This window comes from Hymenobacter agri (assembly GCF_054778495.1).
The window spans coordinates 1-4,660 of sequence record NZ_BAAGZM010000330.1; the positions used below are offsets into that span (position 1 = coordinate 1).

Sequence of the window (4,660 nt, forward strand, 5' to 3'; positions counted from 1 at the left end):
AGGGTGCTCTCGACCAGCGTGATGGCGCGGCCCAGCACGGTGCGGGAGCCGGCCCGGATGCCGGCGGCGTACTCGGCGGCGGAAAGACGGGAGGGAGGCAAGGGAATGGGCTTTGGGGTAGAGACGCATATTTGCATCTAGTGGTTGAACAACCTGAGGTAGCACCGGCTGACGATTACGTTCAACGACGAGACGCAAATATGCGTCTCTACCGCCCTTCGGATGGCGCACTGCCCGCGGTAGAGACGCAATATTTTGCGTCTCGTCGTTGAACGATGCCGCCCGAACGAAACCCGCACGGCGCGGACGACGAGCCGCAAGATGTTGCGGCTCTACGATGGGTGGCCATGCTGCCCCGGCCGATTTTCTCTCCGCTTTGGCCGATACCAGTTGGCGGCTTCGGCCGCACCGGCTTCTTTTGTAGGCTGGCGCGGGCCTTTTCCGCGTCGCCTTGCGCCATGAAAGCTTCTGCAATTATTTTTTCGCTGCTGGCCGCCGGGCTGGCGCTGCCCTTCGCCGCCCGCGCCCAGAACGAGCTGAGCAACTTCTCGGCCACCGGCCGGGGCGGCGTTATCAACACCTTCGCCTCCGATTACCAGGCCATTGGCATCAACCCCGCCAACCTGGGGCGCAATCCCAATTTCCGCGTGGCCTTCACGGTGGGCGAGGTAGGTGCGGGCGTCGGCTCGCAGTCGCTCACCAAAACCACGTTTAAAAACCTGCTCTTCAACAGCAGCCAGTCGCTGAGCCCGGCCGACCGCACCATGCTGGTAAACCAGCTCACCGGCGACAACGTGCTGAACCTGAACATCGACACCAACCTGTTGGGCCTGGCCGTGACGCTGCCCAGCGGCCTCGGCGGCATTGCCTTCAGCAGCCGGCAGCGCGTGGCCGGCCACTTGGCCCTGAACCGCAATACCGCCGATATTATCGTGAACGGGCAGAATGCCGACATCATCCGGCAATACTACCCCACGCCCAACACCAGCGGCAACCCCACGCCCACCAACCCCAACGCGCCCCTGATTTCGACGGTGCTCGATGGCACCAGCATTCAGGCCGCCGTCACCAACGAGTTCAATGTGGCCTACGGCGTTGAAATTGTGGAGAATACCGGCTTTCACTTGTCGCTGGGGGCGGGCTACCGCTACATTCAGGGCATTGGCATTGCCGATGTCCGGTCTAGCGGCGGGGCACTCACTGCCTATACTTCGCTCTCGCCGATTTTCGATGTGAACTACGGGGCGCTGGCCAGCAATACGGCCAATTTCAACTACGAAGCCGGCTCGGGGCTCAAACCCGTGGGCCACGGCAACGGCTTCGATGTGGGCCTGGCGGCCGAAGTAGGCAAAATTGTGCGGGTGGGTGCTTCCGTAACCGACCTGGGCTCGATGACCTGGACCGGCAACGTGCTCGAAGCCTCCGACCAGAAGCTGCAGCAAGTGTCGTCGACCGGCGTGCAGAGCTACGACGTGCTCAATGAGATTGCCCGGCAGTTCGATGCCGATAACCGCAACCTGTTCACCTACGAAACAGCTAGGGAGCGCACCTCAGCCCTGCCTACCAAGCTGCGTTTGGGTGGCGGCGTGCGCATCAGCAAACTGTTCGAGGCCGGCCTCGACGTAACCATGCCCCTGAACAAAGTGGCCGGCAACCTCACCGCGCCCTTCGTGGGCGTGGGCTTCGATGCCCGCCCGCTGAGCTGGCTGAAGCTGAGCAGCGGTTTCAGCGGTGGCGCGGGCTACGGCAAGAGCCTGCCGGTGGGTATCACGCTGGTTACGTCGGTGTGGGAGGCCGGCATCAGCACCCGCGACGTGGTGGGCCTGTTCAGCGAAAGCTCGCCCTACTCATCGGTAGCCTTGGGCGTGCTGCGGTTTAAGATTGGCGGCAGTGAGTAAAGCGGTAAAATGGCAAATGAGTAAATGAGCAAAATATTCCGCTAAGCAGGGCCAAAGCGGGACATTTTACTCATTTACTCATTTACTCATTTGCCATTTTACCAATTTTCTACGGCACCACTACAAACGCTGGCAAGCCCAGCTTGCTGCGGCGGCCGCCGAGCTTCAGGCCCTCGTCCACGTATTTGCAGTCCTTGCCCGAGGTGTTGGGCTGCTCGATGATGCCGAGGTTGGGGTTGTCTTCGCGGGCCACGTAGATGCGGCCGTCGGGGCCGAGCTGCAAGGCGCCGATTTTGCGGTTGGCCGACTTGCCCACCTGCACTGGGGCGCCGTCTTTTTTGGCGAGGTTGAACTGCCAGATTTGGGTTTCGCCGCCGCCCACGCCGTTGCAGGTGCCGTAGAGCAGCTTGCCATCGGGCGAAAACTCCACGCCGTAGGCTTCGGCGTAGGGGCCGAAGTTGCGCGGGTTGCTCACCTTGCCGGTGGCGCGGTCAAAATCGTACACCTCGAACTTGTTGGTTTCCTTCCAGAGCGCGGCGGCCAGGTGCTTGCCATCGGGCGAGAACTTGAGTGCGCCGATGGCGTTGCGGCCGGGGCCGGCGTTCATGCTGCCCACGTTGCTCATCAGCGGCTTGGCCGACACGCCGTCGGCCGTGAGCAGGTAGCTCACGAAGGCGTTGGAGTTCCAGCGGTGGGCCACAATCCAGACGTCTTTGCCGTTGGCGTGGCGCACGGCGGCCAGCTTCTCAGCCACCGGCTGAATGAGCAGCATGTTCACGCGGGGTAGGTCGCCGAGGCCGTCGGCGCGGGTCATGTCGACGATGGAGTAACGCAGGCCGTTGGGCGTGCCCTGTGGCGCCACGGTGAAGATGTAGAAGATATTGCCCGAGCCGGGGTCGGGCACGATGAGGGCCGACTGCGTGCTGCTGCCGCTGCCCATGAGCTTGGTGCCGTTGGGCATGGGGCGGTGCTCCCGGTTCCACACGGTTTCGCCGTTGGTGTAAAACAGTAGCTCGCCCTTGCTGGTGGTGGCCACGGCACAGCCTTCGTAGGTACTCATCTTGCCGTCATTCAGCGGCTTGGGCGCGCCGTCGGCGAAGCTCAGCCCGGCCTGCTGGCCGAAATACCAGATATCGGTGGGGCGCTGGGCACGGGCAGCGAAACTTAGCAGCAGCGGCAGCAGCGCAAGAAAAAGGCGTTTCATGGGGTAAAAGAAGCGGATGATTGCGTGGGGTTAACGAAAAAATCGTGCCGGGTGGTGCGTGGCGGAAGCTGGCGCAAATACAGAACGTCATACTGAGCTTGTTGAAACATCCATACCGCTTCGTTGCAATCAGTGTTGATTAGTTACGCGGTAGAGATGCTTCGACAAGCTCAGCATGACGGCCATCTGGAAATACCAATACCGGCCTGGCCAGCAGCAGCCCCAGCACGCCCAGCAGCCCCAGCGGCGGCAGAAAGTACAGAAACTGCAACCCCACCGGGTTGCCCAGCGCCAGCGCCAGCCCCATGCCCGAGCCCTGCGCCCCCGGCGTCTGCCCCTGGTAAAACCACTCGAAGATGTGCGCCCGGTCTTTCTCGCTGATGCCGCGGCCGGTGTCTTCCACAAGTACTCGCACGCTGCTCTCGGCCGGCAGGGGCTCGATGCTGACGGTTATCTGCCCGCGCTCGGGCGTGAACTTTAGCGCGTTGGCCAGCAGGTTGAAAAACACCTTATCTAGGATGTTCACGTCGAAGGGCAGACTCACCACCGGCTCGGCGGGCAGGAAGCGCAGGGCCACGCCTTTCTGCCGGGCCGGCTTCTCGAAGGCGTCCAGGATTTCACGCACGAAGGCCACGAGGTTGCCCTCGGTGGCTCGCACCGGCATCTTGCCCACGTCAATTTTACGGAAATCCATGAGCTGATTCACCAGCCGCAGCAGGCGCTGGGCGTTGCGGCGCACCAAGCCTAGGTCGTGCCGCTGGTCGGGCGTGAAGTCGGCCGGGCTGGTGAGCATCTCCTCCACCGGCCCCAGAATGAGGGTGAGCGGCGTGCGCAGCTCGTGCGAGAAGTTGGTGAAGAAGCGCAGCTTGGCTTCGGTTTCCACCCGGGCCTTCTCGGCAAATTCCTGAATCTGATTGCGCTGCGAGCGAATCTCATCGTTCTGCCCGGCCAGCACGCGGGTGATGCGGCGGTTGGCCCGCAGCGCCCGCCAGGCCAGCAAGCCCAGCCCGGCCACCAGCAGCAGCGCGGCGGCCAGGCCGTAGAGCACAGTTTGCTGGCTGGCGTAGGTGTCGCGCTGCTGCTGCAAAAGCTGCTGCTGCCGCTGAATGTCCTGCTGCTGACTGGCCAGCTGCTCGGTTTGCATCTTCATCGTCAGCGCGTTGGTCGAGTCAATGACCATCGTGCCGAGGATGTTCTGCTTCTGAAACGGCCGGCGCTGCAAAATCTTCATGGCCGTGCGAATAGCCTCCTCCCCGCCCGGCGAGTAGAGCAGCGTGGCGTTTATCACCCCGTCCTGCACCAGCTGAATGCCGCCCCGGCTGCCCGGCAGCCCGTCTACGCCAATGATTTTGATTTGCCGCTGCCGGCCCAGGGCCTTGCACACCTGGTAGGCACCCAGCGCCAGCCGGTCGTTATGGGCGAAAATCAGGTTCACCTCGGGGTGGGCGCGCAGCACGGCGGGCAGCCGCGCCAGCACCGAGGGCCGCTCCCAGTTGCTGTTCACCTGGGCCACCAGCTGCATATTGGGGTAGGCGGCCAGCGCGGCCGCGAAGCCCCG

Annotated in this window: 3 protein-coding genes; 1 reads left to right on the forward strand and 2 read right to left on the reverse strand. The window is 63.1% G+C overall.

Annotated features, from left to right (window positions below):
- The first annotated feature begins 458 nt into the window (after positions 1-458).
- Positions 459-1,898, forward strand: a complete 1,440-nt coding sequence (locus ACYVDE_RS14960; protein WP_460502343.1) for a DUF5723 family protein — start codon at positions 459-461, stop codon at positions 1,896-1,898.
- Between the two features lie 109 nt (positions 1,899-2,007).
- Here the strand turns inward: ACYVDE_RS14960 and ACYVDE_RS14965 are convergent, their stop codons facing one another.
- Positions 2,008-3,102, reverse strand: a complete 1,095-nt coding sequence (locus tag ACYVDE_RS14965) for a WD40 repeat domain-containing protein (protein ID WP_460502344.1) — start codon at positions 3,100-3,102, stop codon at positions 2,008-2,010.
- Positions 3,103-3,241: 139 nt separating this feature from the next.
- Positions 3,242-4,660: ATP-binding protein (locus ACYVDE_RS14970; protein ID WP_460502345.1), on the reverse strand; the 1,419-nt coding region annotated here is incomplete at its 5' end.

Bases quoted from the DNA above. Each gene is read 5' to 3' on its own strand.
- ACYVDE_RS14965 (WP_460502344.1), bottom strand. From the start codon at position 3,102: ATGAAACGCCTTTTTCTTGCGCTGCTGCCGCTGCTGCTAAGTTTCGCT.
- ACYVDE_RS14960 (WP_460502343.1), top strand. From the start codon at position 459: ATGAAAGCTTCTGCAATTATTTTTTCGCTGCTGGCCGCCGGGCTGGCG.